General features: G+C 70.0%; 11 protein-coding genes and 1 pseudogene. 6 read left to right on the top strand and 6 right to left on the bottom strand.

Features of this window, described 5'->3' with window-relative positions; genetic code table 11:
* Positions 1-20: 20 nt before the first annotated feature.
* A complete protein-coding gene (locus tag ACFSJG_RS19720) occupies positions 21-1769 on the bottom strand; it encodes a 2-isopropylmalate synthase (protein ID WP_378487196.1) in 1749 nt (582 codons plus the stop codon).
* Between the two features lie 192 nt (positions 1770-1961).
* Here ACFSJG_RS19720 and ACFSJG_RS19715 point away from each other — a divergent pair, with 192 nt between their 5' ends.
* The gene (locus ACFSJG_RS19715) at positions 1962-2651 is read left to right on the top strand and encodes a FadR/GntR family transcriptional regulator (protein ID WP_378486933.1); all 690 of its coding nucleotides are present in this window, start codon (positions 1962-1964) and stop codon (positions 2649-2651) included.
* A 39-nt stretch (positions 2652-2690) separates the two neighbouring features.
* On the opposite strand, the gene ACFSJG_RS19710 is transcribed toward ACFSJG_RS19715, so the two are convergent.
* Together ACFSJG_RS19710 and ACFSJG_RS19705 are read right to left on the bottom strand one after the other, a co-directional pair.
* The gene (locus tag ACFSJG_RS19710; RefSeq protein WP_465270027.1) at positions 2691-3860 is read right to left on the bottom strand and encodes a lysylphosphatidylglycerol synthase transmembrane domain-containing protein; all 1170 of its coding nucleotides are present in this window, start codon (positions 3858-3860) and stop codon (positions 2691-2693) included.
* 53 nt (positions 3861-3913) lie between these two features.
* Positions 3914-5368 carry an adenylate/guanylate cyclase domain-containing protein gene (locus ACFSJG_RS19705; protein WP_378487194.1) on the bottom strand — a complete coding sequence of 485 codons (1455 nt, stop codon included), beginning with the start codon at positions 5366-5368 and terminating at the stop codon, positions 3914-3916.
* Positions 5369-5536: 168 nt separating this feature from the next.
* On the opposite strand from ACFSJG_RS19705, the gene macS reads away from it, so the two are divergent.
* From macS to ACFSJG_RS19680, 5 genes and pseudogenes are all read left to right on the top strand, one after another.
* On the top strand, positions 5537-6691 hold the full coding sequence (gene macS / locus ACFSJG_RS19700; RefSeq protein WP_378486932.1) for a MacS family sensor histidine kinase: 1155 nt from the start codon (positions 5537-5539) through the stop codon (positions 6689-6691).
* A gap of 23 nt (positions 6692-6714) precedes the next feature.
* Complete coding sequence (locus ACFSJG_RS19695; RefSeq protein WP_378487193.1) at positions 6715-7353, top strand: response regulator; 639 nt, start codon at positions 6715-6717, stop codon at positions 7351-7353.
* Positions 7354-7440: 87 nt separating this feature from the next.
* Positions 7441-8511, top strand: a pseudogene (locus tag ACFSJG_RS19690) (DUF2339 domain-containing protein); the annotation flags it as partial.
* Positions 8512-8578: 67 nt separating this feature from the next.
* On the top strand, positions 8579-9334 hold the full coding sequence (locus ACFSJG_RS19685) for a DUF2339 domain-containing protein (protein WP_378486931.1): 756 nt from the start codon (positions 8579-8581) through the stop codon (positions 9332-9334).
* A 26-nt stretch (positions 9335-9360) separates the two neighbouring features.
* Positions 9361-9981 (top strand): DUF1707 SHOCT-like domain-containing protein, encoded by a 621-nt coding sequence (locus ACFSJG_RS19680; protein WP_378487192.1) that lies wholly within the window; start codon positions 9361-9363, stop codon positions 9979-9981.
* Between the two features lie 30 nt (positions 9982-10011).
* Here the strand turns inward: ACFSJG_RS19680 and ACFSJG_RS19675 are convergent, their stop codons facing one another.
* Genes ACFSJG_RS19675 through trmB form a run of 3 tightly spaced genes read right to left on the bottom strand, consistent with a single transcriptional unit; the run spans position 10012 to position 14461 of the window.
* On the bottom strand, positions 10012-12987 hold the full coding sequence (locus ACFSJG_RS19675; RefSeq protein ID WP_378486930.1) for an MMPL family transporter: 2976 nt from the start codon (positions 12985-12987) through the stop codon (positions 10012-10014).
* On the bottom strand, positions 12987-13685 hold the full coding sequence (locus tag ACFSJG_RS19670; protein WP_378486929.1) for an NYN domain-containing protein: 699 nt from the start codon (positions 13683-13685) through the stop codon (positions 12987-12989). The genes ACFSJG_RS19675 and ACFSJG_RS19670 overlap by 1 nt, the downstream gene beginning before the upstream one ends.
* Entirely contained in the window at positions 13682-14461 is a 780-nt protein-coding gene (trmB, locus tag ACFSJG_RS19665; protein WP_378487191.1) for a tRNA (guanosine(46)-N7)-methyltransferase TrmB, read from the bottom strand. Before trmB ends, ACFSJG_RS19670 begins: the two co-directional genes overlap by 4 nt.
* Positions 14462-14512 lie beyond the last annotated feature (51 nt).

Genomic DNA, 14512 nt, shown 5'->3' with positions numbered 1-14512 from the left:
CTTCGGATTTAGTTTAACTTTCAAGCTCTGTCGGTCTCAACCGTGCCATCCGGGGAATGCTTCCCGCAACCGTGTGTGACGTCGGTCACTCGCGCTGTCGGCGCGGCCGACGGAACTCGCGAGACGCACGCCAGCACCGCGTGCAGCGAGGACGCCGTCGCGGACCGGTCCAGCCCGACGCCCCACTGCGTGCGTCCGCCGACGCGGCAGTGAGCGAAGGTCGCCGTCGCGGTGTCGCGTCCGACGTGGGCCGGCTGCTGCGTCAGCGACAGGATTTCGACCTCGGTGTCGGGTGTCGACAGCACCCGGGCCAGGGCGTGCGCGGGCTCCGATGCGATGGCGTCACCCTCGATCGGGATGTCGCCGATCGTCGCGGCGACGCGCAGCCGATCACCGCCCTCGACGTGGTCGACCGCCCACCGGTCCAGCGACCCGTGGTGGGAGTAGCCGTCCTGCAGCAGCGCCCACAGCTGCGGAGCCGTCATCTCCGTGCCGCTGCCGTCGGTGGCGTGCTGGACGCGGCGCGCGAAGTCGATCTGCAGGCCGCGCGGCAGGTCGACGCCGTACTCCTCCTGCAGCAGGTACGCGACACCGCCCTTGCCGGACTGACTGTTCACCCGGATCACCGCCTCGTAGTCGCGTCCGACGTCGCGTGGGTCGATCGGCAGATAGGGCACCTCCCAGGGAGCTCGATCCGGGTCGAGGTGGGATGCTGCCGCGGCGGCGCGATGGCGAGCGAACCCCTTCTTGATCGCGTCCTGGTGGGTGCCGGAGAACGCCGTGTAGACCAGGTCACCGCCGTACGGATGTCGCGGATGGACCTCGATCCTGTTGCAGTGCTCGACGGTTCTCCGCACCGCGTCGATGTCGGAGAAGTCGATCATCGGATCGACGCCCTGTGCGTGCAGGTTCAGCGCGAGCGTCACCAGGTCCACGTTCCCGGTTCGCTCGCCGTTGCCGAACAGGCATCCCTCCACTCGTTGCGCGCCGGCCAGGACCGCCAGTTCGGCGCAGGCGACGCCGGTGCCGCGGTCGTTGTGAGGATGAACGGAGAGGATCACGGACTCGCGCCGGGACAGATTGCGGTGCATGTACTCGATCTGGTCGGCGTACGCGTTCGGTGTCGAGATCTCCACGGTCGCAGGCAGATTGTGGATCACCGGCCGGTCGGGGGACGCGTCCCACAGTGCGGTGAGGCTGTCGCACACCTGCAGCACGAAATCCGGTTCGGTCAGATTGAACACCTCGGGGGAGAACTCGAAACGCGAACCCGGATGTCTGTCTCCGCCGCGGGCCACATCCTGGGCTGCGTCGAAGATCAAGCGGTGCAACGACTCCCGGTCGTGTCCCAGTACCACGTCGCGCCACGTCGGTGCCGTTGCCGTGTACATGTGCACGACCACGTTCGACAGTCCGCGGACCGACTCGTAGGTCCGCTCGATCAGGTCGGTGCGAGCGGCGGTGAACACGACGATCGTGACGTCGTCGGGAACCAGGTCCTGCTCGGCGAGATCGCGGACGAAGTCGAAGTCGGTCTGGCTGGCGGACGGGTAGCCGACCTCGATCTCCTTGTATCCCATTGCCGCCAGCAGTTCGAAGAATCGACGCTTGCGGCCGGGGTCCATCGGCTCCGCGAGCGCCTGGTTCCCGTCGCGCAGGTCCACCGGGACCCACAGTGGGGCTTCGGTGAGTTGTCGTGTCGGCCAGGATCGCTCGGAGATCGGGATTTCCACCCGATCGGTGTGGGAGCGGTAGCGGTAGGAGGGCATCGCGGACGGGGTCTGACGGTTCCAGTGCACGGCGGGGACTTTCCGGTTCGGTGAGGACGACCGGCACGACCGAACCCCGCGGTGGGGTGCCGGTCCGGTCAGACCCCGCCGCGGCAGTCGAGGAGCAGTCCGCGCATGGCCACGGAAGGTAGGCTAGGCGAGAGCCACTTGTCAGACAACCTGAGGAATTGGATGCCCGCCCCGCTTCGCCGCCATCTGCTCACCGATCAGGCCGCCGACCTGCTGCAGCGCCGCCTCGCCGACGGTGAGTGGGAGGTCGGGGCCAGGCTTCCCGGCGAGACCACCCTGGCCGCGGAGCTCGGCGTCGGCCGGTCCACCGTCCGCGAAGCGCTCCGGATCCTCGCCGGGCAGGGACTCGTCCGCACCAAGCAGGGCGCGGGCGTCTTCGTCGAACGCGTCAGCCCCGTGGCGGCGTGGGAGACGGTGCTGCGTGGGGAGGCAATCGCCGAGGTCGTCGAGGTCCGCAACGCCATCGAGGTCGAGGCCGCCCGCCTCGCCGCCGAGCGCGCCACCGCCGCCGACGTCACCGTCATGCGGCGCGCCCTCGACAGGCGGGCCGCCGCGTTCGAGGCCGGCGACCGCGACTTCGTCGACGCCGACATCGACGTCCACCGCGCCGTCGTCGCGGCCGCGCACAACGCCGTCCTCACCGAACTGTTCGAAACCTTCGTTCCGCGGCTGACCGACGCGATGATCGACATGATCGAGCTCCTCGGAGCCCGCCGTCACGACCCCGCACCCGACGCCGACGAGCATCGGGCGCTCGTGGACGCCATCGCGGCCGGAGACACCGAATCGGCCGTGCGGATCAGCCGTGCCCACCTCGACGCGATGCTCGTCGCCGTCCGGAGCCCCGGCTGAACGCCACCTTCATGCCGTCAGATCGAGTGAAAGCCACGTTCAGCCGGACGGGGGAGGGGGATCGGGGCTGCTCGCCTGCTCGATCTGCGAGCGCTGTTCCATCTGCTCACGCTGTTCGCGGCGCTCCATCTCGACGTCGAACTCGAGGTCCTCGTGCTGATGACCTTTGAACAGGAACGCGAACACGATCCACCCCACGATCGCGACCAGGATGAAGCTGACGCCCCGGTAGACGAACGCTGCGGCCACCGCCTGCGACGCGCTGATGCTCGCGGCGGTCGTGAGCGTCGCGATCAGGGTGGCGTCGACGAACACCAGCCCGCCCGGTGCCAGCGGAATCGTCGCGACCGCCTTGCCCGCCGCGAATGCGATCAAGATCCCCGACAACCGCGGGTCCGCTCCCACCGCCCAGCAGGCGAAACCGAGGCACGCAATGTCGCCGACCCGATGTACCGCCGCCCAGCCCGCACTCAGCACGCCGTCCCGTTTGCCGAGCCGAACCGACTCGAGCTGCGCGAGCGTCTCTCGGACCGTGGCCATGCCCGTCCCGGCAGGCTTGGACCGGAACCGGTTCACGTGGCCGAGCACCCACCGCGCAGCGACCTCGATCGCGTGCGGATGCGCCGACACGTAGCGGATCGCCACGATCAGGCCGACCAGCGCAGCCAGTGACAGTCCCAGCATCACCGGGCTCACGGACTGACCGACCAGCATCGCACCGCCCAGGCCGATCAACGCCAGACCGATGCCCGCGATCACCCCCGACATCGCCAACTGCCACGACGCAACCACCGGATTCGCGCCCCACCGGCGCGTCTCGCGATAGGTGAACGCGGTCGAGAAGACCTGACCGGCCGGCAACGTCACCGCCATCGCCGTCGACCCGTAGACAACAGCAACCGACTTCCGTTGCCCGACATCGACGCCGCCCGCGTGCAGCAACTGCTTCTGGAGGCGGCCGTACCCACTCAGGGACACGGCCTGCGCGATCACGCAGGCCGCCAGCCATCCCCAGTGGATCTCGGTGAGCACGAGCCACGAATCGTGCAGTCGCGGCCACAGGTAGATGCCCTCGCCGATCAGCAGTGCCACCAGAGCGGCAGCCGCGACCCACTTGAGCCACCGGTAGCGGCCGCGCCGCCGGGACGCCACCGGCACCGCCTGATCGGTGGGGGAGTCCCCACTCCGGTCCGGCTCCGGCGTCACCACCAGGCCAGCGTAGCCAATCGAGGTGAGTTCACCTCAGAACCGCGAACTCCGGTTCACGGATACTGCACCGGGGACGCCAGATGCGTGACCCGGTTGCGGCCCCGTAGCTGGACCTGGTCGCCGAGCTCCCACTCCGACTGTTCCTCCTCGTCGGCGAAGTACAGCGCGCTCGTCGACGCCAGCACACGGCTGGGGTGGATCTTCGCCAGCTCGGTCAGCCTCGACGCCTCGTTCACCGGATCTCCGATGACCGTGTACTCGAAGCGCTCCGCGGCGCCGATGTTGCCCGCGACCGCCAGGCCCGCGGACACGCCGATGCCGATGTCGAGGGCCGTGATGCCGTCGAGGGCGAATCGCAGTTCACGGGCCGCCGCCAGCGCCGCGGTCGGAGCGTCGGGCCGGTCCAGCGGTGCCCCGAAGATCGCGAGCGCGGCGTCGCCCATGAACTTGTTCACGAACCCGTGGTGCCGGTCGACAACGTCGACGACGACGTTGAAGAACTCGTTGAGCAGGCTCACCACCTCGCCCGGAGGACGTTCCGCCGCCGCGCCGGTCGACCCGACCATGTCCACGAACAGCACCGCGACGAAGCGTGTCTCGCCGCCGAGCTCGGTTCCGAACTGCAGCGCCCGCCGGGCCACGTCCTCCCCGACGTGCTGGCCGAACAGTTCCCGGAGCACCCGGCGCTCGGCCGAGTCCTGCATCATCCGGTTGAACCCGACCTGCAGCCGGCCGATCTCGCTGCCGTCGAACACCTCGACCTGGACGTCCGTCGCGCCGCGCTGCACCCGCTCGATCGCCCGCCGCAGCTGGCGCACCGGGTCGGAGATCTGCGAAGCGGTGAGCATCGACAGCACGAACGCGGTCGTGATCGTCATCCCCGACAGCAGCAGGATCGCGATCGCCAGCGAGTTCGTGGAGAACTGCAGGTCGGTGCTGAGCTGTGTCGCGCACAGCAGGATGATGCCGATCACCGGCATCAACGTGCCGAGGCCCCACGTCATCGCCATCCGGGTGCCGACACCCGGAGCCAGCGTGCGGTCGAACCGGCCCTCCGACAGCGCCTGCGCCGCCACCGGCCGCAGGATTCGCTCGCCCAGCATGTAGGTGAATCCGAAGGTCGTCGTCGCCGCCATGCACACGGTCACGATCACCGCGACGGCCAGCTCTGGCATCTCCGTCACCGTGAGGATCACGAACAGGACGCCGCCGACCACCCACAGGATCAGGTGCACGATCGCCTGCCGCAGCGGTGCGTGGAGCGCGGCCATCTGTTCGCCGCGGGTCGGCGGGCCGCCACGCAACTGCCACCGGATCACCGACCTCAGCATCATGGCCGCCGCGCCGAGGCTCACGACACCCGCGAGGATCAGGTAGATGCCGAAGATGACGACGTTGCGGACGCGGTCGTCGATGATCGCTTCCGACTCCGTGATCGGCAGTCCGTACCGGATGAACGCGAGCACCAGCACCGCACCGATGAAGTTCGCGAGAATCATCGACCCCATGTAGAGGGGCCAACGACTGCGCATGGTCAGCGCGACCGCTCGGTAGGAGGATGCCAGCACAGCGACCAATTTAGCGGGGGCCGCCCGGTGTGAGCAGAGTCGGAGGACCCAATCCGCGACCTGGGTCACACGTCCCGGGATCGGGCCGGGGACCGTAGGGTCGCCCGGGTGACCTCGAACGACTCGCCGCGGAATCGGCCCACCGAACCCCTGTGGCGGGCCGGACAGGTGTTCCGGCTGGCCACGCTCGTGTACGCGATCGGCTACCAGGCGTACGCGGTGTCCGAGTACGTCCGGCCCACCCTCAGCTGGGTGATCGTCGCGTTCATGGCGGTCTGGTCGGGAGTGACGGCGGTCGTCTTCTCGAGGAACGGCGCATCGCGTCGCGGGTGGGTCGTGGCGGACGTGGCCGTGGTGGTGTGCGCGATGACGGCGACGCGGCTGGTCGCCGAGCAGGACTGGTACTCCACCCATCAGACCCTGCCCACCACCCTGTGGGCCACCAATGCGGTGATCTCGGCCGCGATCCTGAGCGGGCCACTCGTCGGGATCGTCGCGGGACTCGGGATCGCCGTCGTAGCGGTCGTGGTGCGCGGGCCGTTGGATCTCGACCTCGCCGGCGACGCGACTGCGCCCGTGCTGATGTCCGTCGGGCTCGCGGTCGGAATGGCGGCGAACACCGCCCGGCGGGCACAGCAGCAGCTCGAACGCGCCGCGCGGCTGGCCGCGGCGACCGAGGAACGTGAGCGGCTCGGACGCGAGGTGCACGACGGCGTGCTCCAGGTGCTCGCGTACGTCCGCAGGCGTGGCGCGGAGATCGGCGGTCCCACACTGGAGCTGGCGACGCTGGCCGGTGAGCAGGAGGTCGCGCTGCGGGAGCTGATCTCCGAACAGTCCGCGCCGGTCGCCGATGCCGGCGTGGACGTCGACCTGCGGTCCCTGTTGCGTACCCACGCCGACGGCGTGGTGTCCGTGTCGACGCCCGGACACGCCGTCGAGATGCCCCGGGACCGGGCCACGGAACTCGCGGCCGCGGTGCGGACGGCGTTGTCCAACGTCGCGCGGCACGCCGGCCCGGACGCCAAAGCGTATGTCCTGGTGGAGGACATCGGAGACGAGGTGATCGTCTCGGTGCGCGACGACGGGGTCGGGATCGCACCGGGACGGCTCGCGGCCGCAGAGGCGGAAGGACGGATGGGTGTGTCGCGGTCCATCCTCGGCAGGATCGAGGCGCTCGGCGGCGCCGCCACGCTGGACACCGCCGTCGGTGAGGGAGTCGAATGGGAGTTCCGGGTGGGCAAGCACGCGACGGGGACGAGGTGAGCGTGGCCGAGCAGGTGACGGTGATGGTCGTCGACGACCATCCGATCTGGCGGGACGGGGTGGCGCGAGACCTCGCGGAGGCGGGATTCGACGTGGTCGCCACCGCGGACGGGGTCGCTGCGGCCGCACGACGTGCTACGGCGGTGCAACCGGCGGTGGTGCTCATGGACATGCAGTTGCCGGACGGCAACGGAGCCCAGGCCACGGGCGCGGTGCTCGCGGTGTCGCCGGAGTCGCGGGTGCTGGTGCTGTCGGCGTCGGCGGAACGTGAGGACGTGCTCGACGCGATCAAGGCCGGTGCCAGCGGGTACCTGGTCAAGAGCGCATCCGCGCCGGAACTGGTCGCGGCCGTCCACGCCACCGCCGCGGGACAGGCCGTCTTCACTCCGGGCCTGGCAGGACTCGTCCTCGGGGAGTACCGGCGGATCGCGGGCGCAGCCCCGGACGCGGCCGAATCGGCGACGCCGGTGCCGCGCCTGACCGACCGGGAGACCGAGGTCCTGCGACTCGTCGCGAAGGGGTTGAGCGCCAAGCAGATCGCGACCCGGCTCGCACTGAGCCACCGCACGGTGGAGAACCACGTCCAGGCGACGCTCCGCAAGCTGCAGCTGGCCAATCGGGTCGAACTGGCCCGGTACGCGATGGAGCACGGACTGGAGTGATTCCCGCACGTCCGCCACGGGAAACCCCCGGTCGGGCCGAGTAGTACTACTCATGTCCGGGCGCACGAACAGCTCGATGCTGGAACCATGACGAATCCCGGTGGTACACAGATCGATCCACAGCTCGTGGCCAGACTGTCGGGGGAGTTCGCTGCGCTCGGACAGCACCTGCGCGGCGTCTCGGAAGACCTGACCCGGCTCCGCGTGCAACTCGAGGTCCCCGTGCCGCACGCACCCGCGGCCGCCACTGCGCCGCAGCCTCCGGTTGCTGCGACGGCACCGCCGCAGGTCCCGATGCCGCCCGTTCACCCGTTTCCGCGGCCCGCGTACGCGCAGCCCGTGTACCCGCAGCCCGTGTACCAGGTACCTGCACGCCCGCCCGCCGCGCGGCCGCGACGTGAACCGTGGTGGCAGCGCGACGACCTGGTCAGCCGGGTTCTCGCGGCCGCGGGCGCGGCCGTCACACTGATCGGCGTGGTGATGCTGCTCGTGCTCGCCGCGCAGGCGGGTCTGTTCGGTCCCGTCGCACGAGTGGTGAGCGGTGCGGCGCTCTCGGCTGTGCTCGTGGCGGTGGGTGTTCGCGTGTCCACCCGTGACGGTGGCCGCGTCGGCGCGATCGCGCTGGCCGTCACCGGACTCGCGGGCGGCTTCCTCTCGGTCGCCGCGGCGACCGCCTACTACGGTTGGTTCCCGCCGCTGTTCGGTCTCGCCGTCGCCGCCTCGGTCGCCGCCGCGGGGATGCTGCTCGCGACCCGCTGGGAGTCCCAGCCACTGGCGGCGCTGGTCACGACCGCGATCGCGGTCCTCGCGCCCGTGCTCACCGACGGCGTGACCGTCACGTTGCTCGCCTTCCTCGTCGTGCTCCAGATCGCCGGGGTCTACCCGGAACTCGGGCGGGACTGGCCGTACCTGCACGTCGCACGAACCCTCCCCGCGGTCGTCGCCCTGCTCGTCGTGCTGGCGGACGCCGCGTGGTCGGCCGTCGGATTGTGGCCGGACGGGTTCCGGCCGACCGTCGCGCTCCTGCTCGCAGCGGCCGCGACCGTCGCGGTCGTCGGCGCCGGCTCGGCCGTGCTCGTCGTGCGGCGCAACGCCGACGACGTCACGTCCAGCGTGATGCTCGCGGTCTCGTCCGTGCCACTGCTGTTCACCGGCGCCGTGCTGACCCGGTGGACCGAGGTGGCGGTGCTCGTGGTGACGGCGGTGGGCCTCCTGACACTGGCTGGTGGCGGTGCCGAACCTGCCCCGGCACACCCGGATCGCCGCGTCGGCCGTCGCGGCCCTGGCGGCACTGCAGGCCGGCGTCGTCGGGACGCCGGGCGACGCCCTGCCGGTCACCCTCCTGACGATCGCACTCGGACTGGTCGCGGTCTCGCACCGGACCGGATCGCGGATCGCGTTCACCGCCGCAACGGGATTCGGTGGGCTCGGCGGACTGGTGTTCCTCACGGTCGCCTCGCCCGAATCCCTGACCGACCCGGCTGCCGCGAGTGCCTCGCTCGTCGTCCTCGTCGCGGGCGCACTGCTGGCGGTCGCGGCGGTCGCGTTCCCCCTGACCGCCCGCGCGCTCGGACTGCTCACCGCGGACAACACGGCCGTCGCCACGATCACCGCGGGAGTGGTGGCCGGATACGGCGTGACCGCGACCGTGGTGACGGCAGGTGTCGCGGCATTCGGCCCGGGCACCGGATTCGTCGCCGGCCACACCGTCGCGACGCTGGTGTGGATGGTGCTCGCCACCGCGACGCTGCGCTGGGGCCTGGCGCATCCCGAGCAGGCGCGCCTCGCGCTCGTCGCAGGATTGACGCTCACCGGAGCCGCGCTGGTCAAGCTGTTCCTCTTCGACCTCGCCACCCTCGACGGCGGTTACCGCGTGCTGGCCTTCCTCGGCGTCGGACTGCTGCTGCTGGCGGTGGGCACCCGCTACGCGCGGGCGTTCGCGGCCGGCGGCACGAGCGGAACCACAGCCGCCCGAGCATGATCCGCCGGACGCCTATCCTGGTCCGCATGGAGGACAGGGATCTTCGGGTGTCGGACGCCGAGCGGGAGTACGTCGGTCAGTTGCTGCAGCGGGCGGTCGGGCAGGGCATGCTCTCGCTCGGCGAGTTCACCGAGCGGATGGACACCGCGTTGGCGGCGCGCACGCGAGGCGAGCTCAACAGCGTGCTGTTCGACCTGCCGGGAATCCGGGTCGTCGGTGCGGACCATGCGCCGCACGTCCGCCCGCAGAGCGTTCCCGTCGCGCCCGCCTACCAGGCGGGGGAGCCCACGGTGATTCGGGCGAAGATGTCGAGCGTCACTCGCAAGGGCCCCTGGCAGGTGCCGCCGAGGCTGCAGATCGAGAACTGGCTGTCCGACGTCACGCTCGACTTCACGTCCGCGATGCTCGAGAGCCAGGTCGTGGAGATCACGGTCGACGCCTTCTGCGGGTCGGTCACCCTCGTCGTGCCCGACGAGGCCACCGTCGACCTCAACGGCGTCGAGACCACCGGCGGCAGCGCCACGAACAAGGTGCGCACCGGACCGAACCGCGGGGGCCTGCACATCGTCGTGCGCGGGCGCGTGCGGTTCGCGTCCGTCACTGCGAAGCACCCGTTCGGGACGGGCCTCAAGCGAATGCTCGGCTGAGGCCCGTCCCGAACGTCGGTTTCTTCCCGCTCAGTCCCGTTGCTGACGTGCCAGCAGCTCGCTGACGCTCACGGTCTGAGCACCCTCGGCGTGACGGCCCCGACGCGGGGTCGACGCGCCGTTCGGCGTGGGCTTGTCGGTGCTCTCGGCGGGCTTGGTGGGTGCGGGCCACGCCGCTGTCGCAGGCGGTGCCTGCCGCTCCTGCTGGGGGCGCGACGCGCCGGCCGGCGGTTGCGGCGGACGTGCCTGCGGCTGGGCAGGTGGTTGCGGCTGGACCGGACGCACCTGCTGCTGAGGTTGACGCGGCTGCTGCTGCGCGGTCGGCTGGGCCTGGCGCGTCTGGGGTGCGCCGGCCGGCGCAGGTTGCGGCGGGCGCGACTGCTGCTGAGGCTGCGGGCTCGCGCCTCCGCGGGCATCCGCCACCACGTGCCCGTTCGACTGCGAACCGTTCGGCATCCGCAGGCTCGACAGCCAGCTCTCGATCGGCCGGTCCTCGGTGGCCGGCGGCTCGGTGCTGCGCCTCGGTGACACCTGCGGCTGCGTGGGCCGCCGGACCGGAGGCTCCTGTGCCTCCCGAGCCGGAGGACGCACGGTGTCCTGCGGCGGCCTCGGAGCGTCCTGCGGCGGCCGCGGGGCCTGCCGTTCGGGCGCGGGACGGGGCGCGATCTGAGGGATCGGCTCCGTCATCGGCTCACCCGTCAACGGCTCCGCCGTCTCCGCGATGCGCGACGCCGCCGCCGTCCTCGGCGGCAGCACCCGCTCGACCGCGTCCCGGGTCAGCGGAGGGCGCTGTCCCGAAGCCTGCTGCGGCTGCTGCGGCGCAGGAACGCCGACCGCCGCGATCTCCGGCACGTCGTCGGGCATGCGCTCGTCGTCGAGGATCGGCTCACCGAGTCCGAGTCGCTCCTGGATCCGCTTCATCCAGGCAGGCGCCCACCAGCAGTCGTCGCCGAGGAGCTTCATCACCGCGGGCACCAGGAACATCCGGATCACGGTGGCGTCGAGGACGAGGGCCGCGATCATGCCGTAGGCGATGTACTTCATCATCACCAGCTCGGAGAACGCGAACGCGCCCGTGACCACGATCAGGATCAGCGCCGCCGCCGTGATGATCCGGCCGGTGTGGGCCGTGCCGACCCGCACCGACTCCGTCGTGCTCGCGCCCTGCGCCCTGGCCTCGACCATCCGCGACAGCAGGAACACCTCGTAGTCGGTGGAGAGGCCGTAGATGATCGCCATGATCAGCACCAGCACCGGCGACATGATCGGTCCCGGCGTGAAGTTCATCAGGCTCGCGCCGTGCCCGTCGATGAAGATCCACGTCAGGATGCCGAGGGTCGCACCGAGGCCGAGCGCCGTCATCAGCACCGCCTTGATCGGCAGCACCAGCGATCCGAACGCCAGGAACATCAGCAACGTCGTCAGCAACACGACGAGCGTCACCATCAACGGAAGGTTGTCCAGCAGCGCCGCGATCGAGTCCTGCTCGATCGCGGGCGTGCCGCCGACCAGCACCGTGGCGCCGTCGGGCACCTCCATCGACCGGAGGTAGGCGATCGTCTCCTCGGAGTCGTTGCGGTCGACGAGGCCGGCCTTGAAGACCGTCACCCCGTCCTTCGTCGGATTGTTGATGCTGAACTTCTCGACCAGGCCGGGGGCCTCGCTCGCGGTCTTGACGATCTGCGTGAGATCGGCGCCCTCCGCGTCCTGCACGACCAGCTTGATCGGCTCGGTGCGATTGTTCGGGAAGAGTTCGTCGAACTCCTCCTGCGCCATGCGGGTGGGGTTGTCCGGCGGCAGGTAGGTCTCGTTGATGCCGCCGAACTTGATCCCCGAGATCGGGATCGTCAGCAGCAGCAGGCCGATCACGATGGGGATCGCGACCTTGAGCGGGTGCTTCATCACCCACTGGGTCAACCGTCCCCAGAAGCTGTTCTCGATCTCCTCGGCGGTCTTGGTCTTGCGCATGAACTTCAGACCGAAGGCATCGACGCGGCGCCCGAGGATCGCGAGGATCGCGGGCAGCACGGTCACCGAGATGAGTGCCGCGAGCATGACGGCGGCGATCGCGCCGTACGCGACGGACTTCAGGAAGCCCTGCGGGAAGATCAGCAGGCCACCGAGGCTCGCCGTGACCATCGTCGCGGAGAACACCACCGTCCGGCCGGCCGTCATCACGGTGCGGCGGACCGCGTCGCTGTTGTCGTAGCCCTCCGCGATCTCCTCGCGGAAGCGGCTGACCATGAACAGGCCGTAGTCGATCGCCAGACCGAGGCCGATCAGCGAGACCACCGGCACGACGAAGGCGTTGACCTCGGTGAACTGGGTGAACAGCTTGACGATGCCGTTGGCGGCGAGGATCGTCAGGCCGCCGACGATCAGCGGCAGCGCAGCGGCGACGAGACCGCCGAAGACGAAGAACAGCAGGACGCCGACAGCGGGAATCGCGAGCAACTCCATGCGGTGGACGTCGTTCGCCATCGTGTCGTTCAGCGTTCCGGTCACCGGTTGCAGACCAGCCAGTTGCACGTCGATGCCGTCGATGTAGAAGATGTCGCGGATCTCGCGGAAGTTCGCCGCGACCTCGGTGTCGTTGGCGCCTGCGATCGCGACACTCGCGATCGCATGTTCCTTCGTGGCGTCGGCCAGCTGCGGCAGCTTCGTCGTCCAGTAGCTGCCGTTGACCTTGAGGACCTGGTCGGGATGGTTCTCGACGGCCTCTTCGAGGTTCTTCGTGATCTGCGACGCGAACGCCGGATCGTCGACGGTCTTGCCCTCGGGCGCGGTGTAGAGGATCACCACGTCGGCGGTGGTGTCGCGACCGAACGTGCCGTCGGCGAGCTTCGCGGCCGCGACGGACTCCGAACCCGGATCGTCCCAGCCGCTCTGACTCAGGTTCTTCTCCAGCCCGAGGCCGTACGCGCCGAGGCCGAGCATGAGCGCGACCATCACCCCGATCACCGTGAATCGGAGGTTGTAGACGAGTCGACCCCAGGTCGCGAACACTATTGCCCTCCTTGACGCCCGAGGAGCAGGGCGGACAGCGGACGGAACGGCTGCAGCCACGCGCCCTCGTCGGGCAGCGAGTCCAGGCTCACCCGCGGCAGCGGCTCACGGAAGACACCCGGAATGTCCTCGAGGTCGACGAACTCGAGCGTCTCCGAGGACACCGCCCATGCGGCGTGCTCCCGGAACCCGAGCACCTGCACCGGGACACCTTCGGACGCGAGGTCCTCGAGCGGCTCCCGGAACGCCTGCCCGTCGGCGGACGCGACCATGACACCGGCCAGCCCGCCACCGCGAGCACGCTGCTCGATGTGCGCGAGCATGTCGGCGTCGACGTCGCTGTCCTCGTCGATCTTGGGCTTGGCGAACACCGCGAAACCGACGTTGCGCAGTGCCTCGACCCACGGCCGGACGACGTCGGCGCTGCCGGGCGCGATGTTGGTGAACACCGTCGCCTCGGGCTCGAGCCGGACGCCGCTCGTCCCGGACAGCTCCGCGGTGCGGCCGAGCAGCCAGCGTCCGAGCGCGTCGAAACGCGGCCGGTATGCGGCGGTGGGACGGCCACCCAGAATTGCGCCGAGCCCCATGTCGAGGTTCGGCGCGTCCCAGACCAGGAGTACCCGGCGTGGTTGTCGGGGCTCGGTGGCGTCGTCGCCTGCGGCCCCGAGAGAATCGGGTAATCGTTCGCTGACGCTCATCCGGTGGCCTTTCCCCAGATCATTTCCGTGATCGGACGCCCGACGCGGTGCGCCTTGTCCTCGAACTTCGTCACCGGGCGTTCGTGGGACATCGGCGAGTCGATCGAGCCGCCCGCCAACTGCTCCCAGTCGAGCCGGGTCAACCGTGGTTCGGCGTCACCGGCCTCGGCGATCCATTCTGCGTACTCGGCATGGTCCGTCGCCACGTGCAACACGCCGTTGTCTGCGAGCCGGTCCGCGATCAGCGCGAACGTCGCGGGCTGCAGCAGTCGCCGCTTGTGGTGCCGGGCCTTGGGCCACGGGTCGGGGAAGAAGACGCGCGCACCGACCAGGGACCCGGGGGTGAGCATGTTCTCCAGCACGTCCATCGCGTCGCCGCGCAGGATGCGGATGTTGGTGATGCCCTCGCGTTCCACCGACTGCAACAGCTGGGCGAGGCCGGGGCGGTAGACCTCGACCGCGAGCAGATTCATGTGCGGCTCGGCCTGGGCCATCGCGGTCGTCGCCGTGCCCGTACCGCACCCGATCTCGATGATCGTCGGCGCCTGTCGGCCGAACCACCCGTCGATGTCGATGGGCGTGTCGGACACATCAGCGCCGATGGAGGGCCACATCCGGTCCCAGGCCTGTTGCTGGGGATCGGTGAGGGAGCCACGTCGGGAGCGGAAACTGGTCACCCGGGGATACAGGCGGGATCCGCGGTCGGCGGCACCCTCCACCCGGGGTTCGGCGTCATTCACCCGACCATTGTCACGCATGACCACCGATTCCGGCAGCTGGGTCTCAAGGGCGGGTTGAGGGTTTCGGGTCCGTACCGCCTGGTCTCG

Source organism: Rhodococcus gannanensis (assembly GCF_042681175.1).
Taxonomy (GTDB): Bacteria; Actinomycetota; Actinomycetes; order Mycobacteriales; family Mycobacteriaceae; genus Rhodococcus_G; species Rhodococcus_G gannanensis.
The sequence above is the reverse complement of the archived record's forward strand: the minus strand, read 5'-3'. Positions and strand labels throughout refer to the sequence as shown.

Excerpts from the sequence above, each read along its gene's own strand:
- ACFSJG_RS19705 (WP_378487194.1), bottom strand. The coding sequence starts at position 5,368 with ATGGGGTCGATGATTCTCGCGAACTTCATCGGTGCGGTGCTGGTGCTC.
- ACFSJG_RS19680 (WP_378487192.1), top strand. The coding sequence starts at position 9,361 with ATGGAGGACAGGGATCTTCGGGTGTCGGACGCCGAGCGGGAGTACGTC.
- ACFSJG_RS19720 (WP_378487196.1), bottom strand. The coding sequence starts at position 1,769 with ATGCCCTCCTACCGCTACCGCTCCCACACCGATCGGGTGGAAATCCCG.
- ACFSJG_RS19670 (WP_378486929.1), bottom strand. The coding sequence starts at position 13,685 with ATGAGCGTCAGCGAACGATTACCCGATTCTCTCGGGGCCGCAGGCGAC.
- ACFSJG_RS19695 (WP_378487193.1), top strand. The coding sequence starts at position 6,715 with ATGGTCGTCGACGACCATCCGATCTGGCGGGACGGGGTGGCGCGAGAC.
- ACFSJG_RS19715 (WP_378486933.1), top strand. The coding sequence starts at position 1,962 with ATGCCCGCCCCGCTTCGCCGCCATCTGCTCACCGATCAGGCCGCCGAC.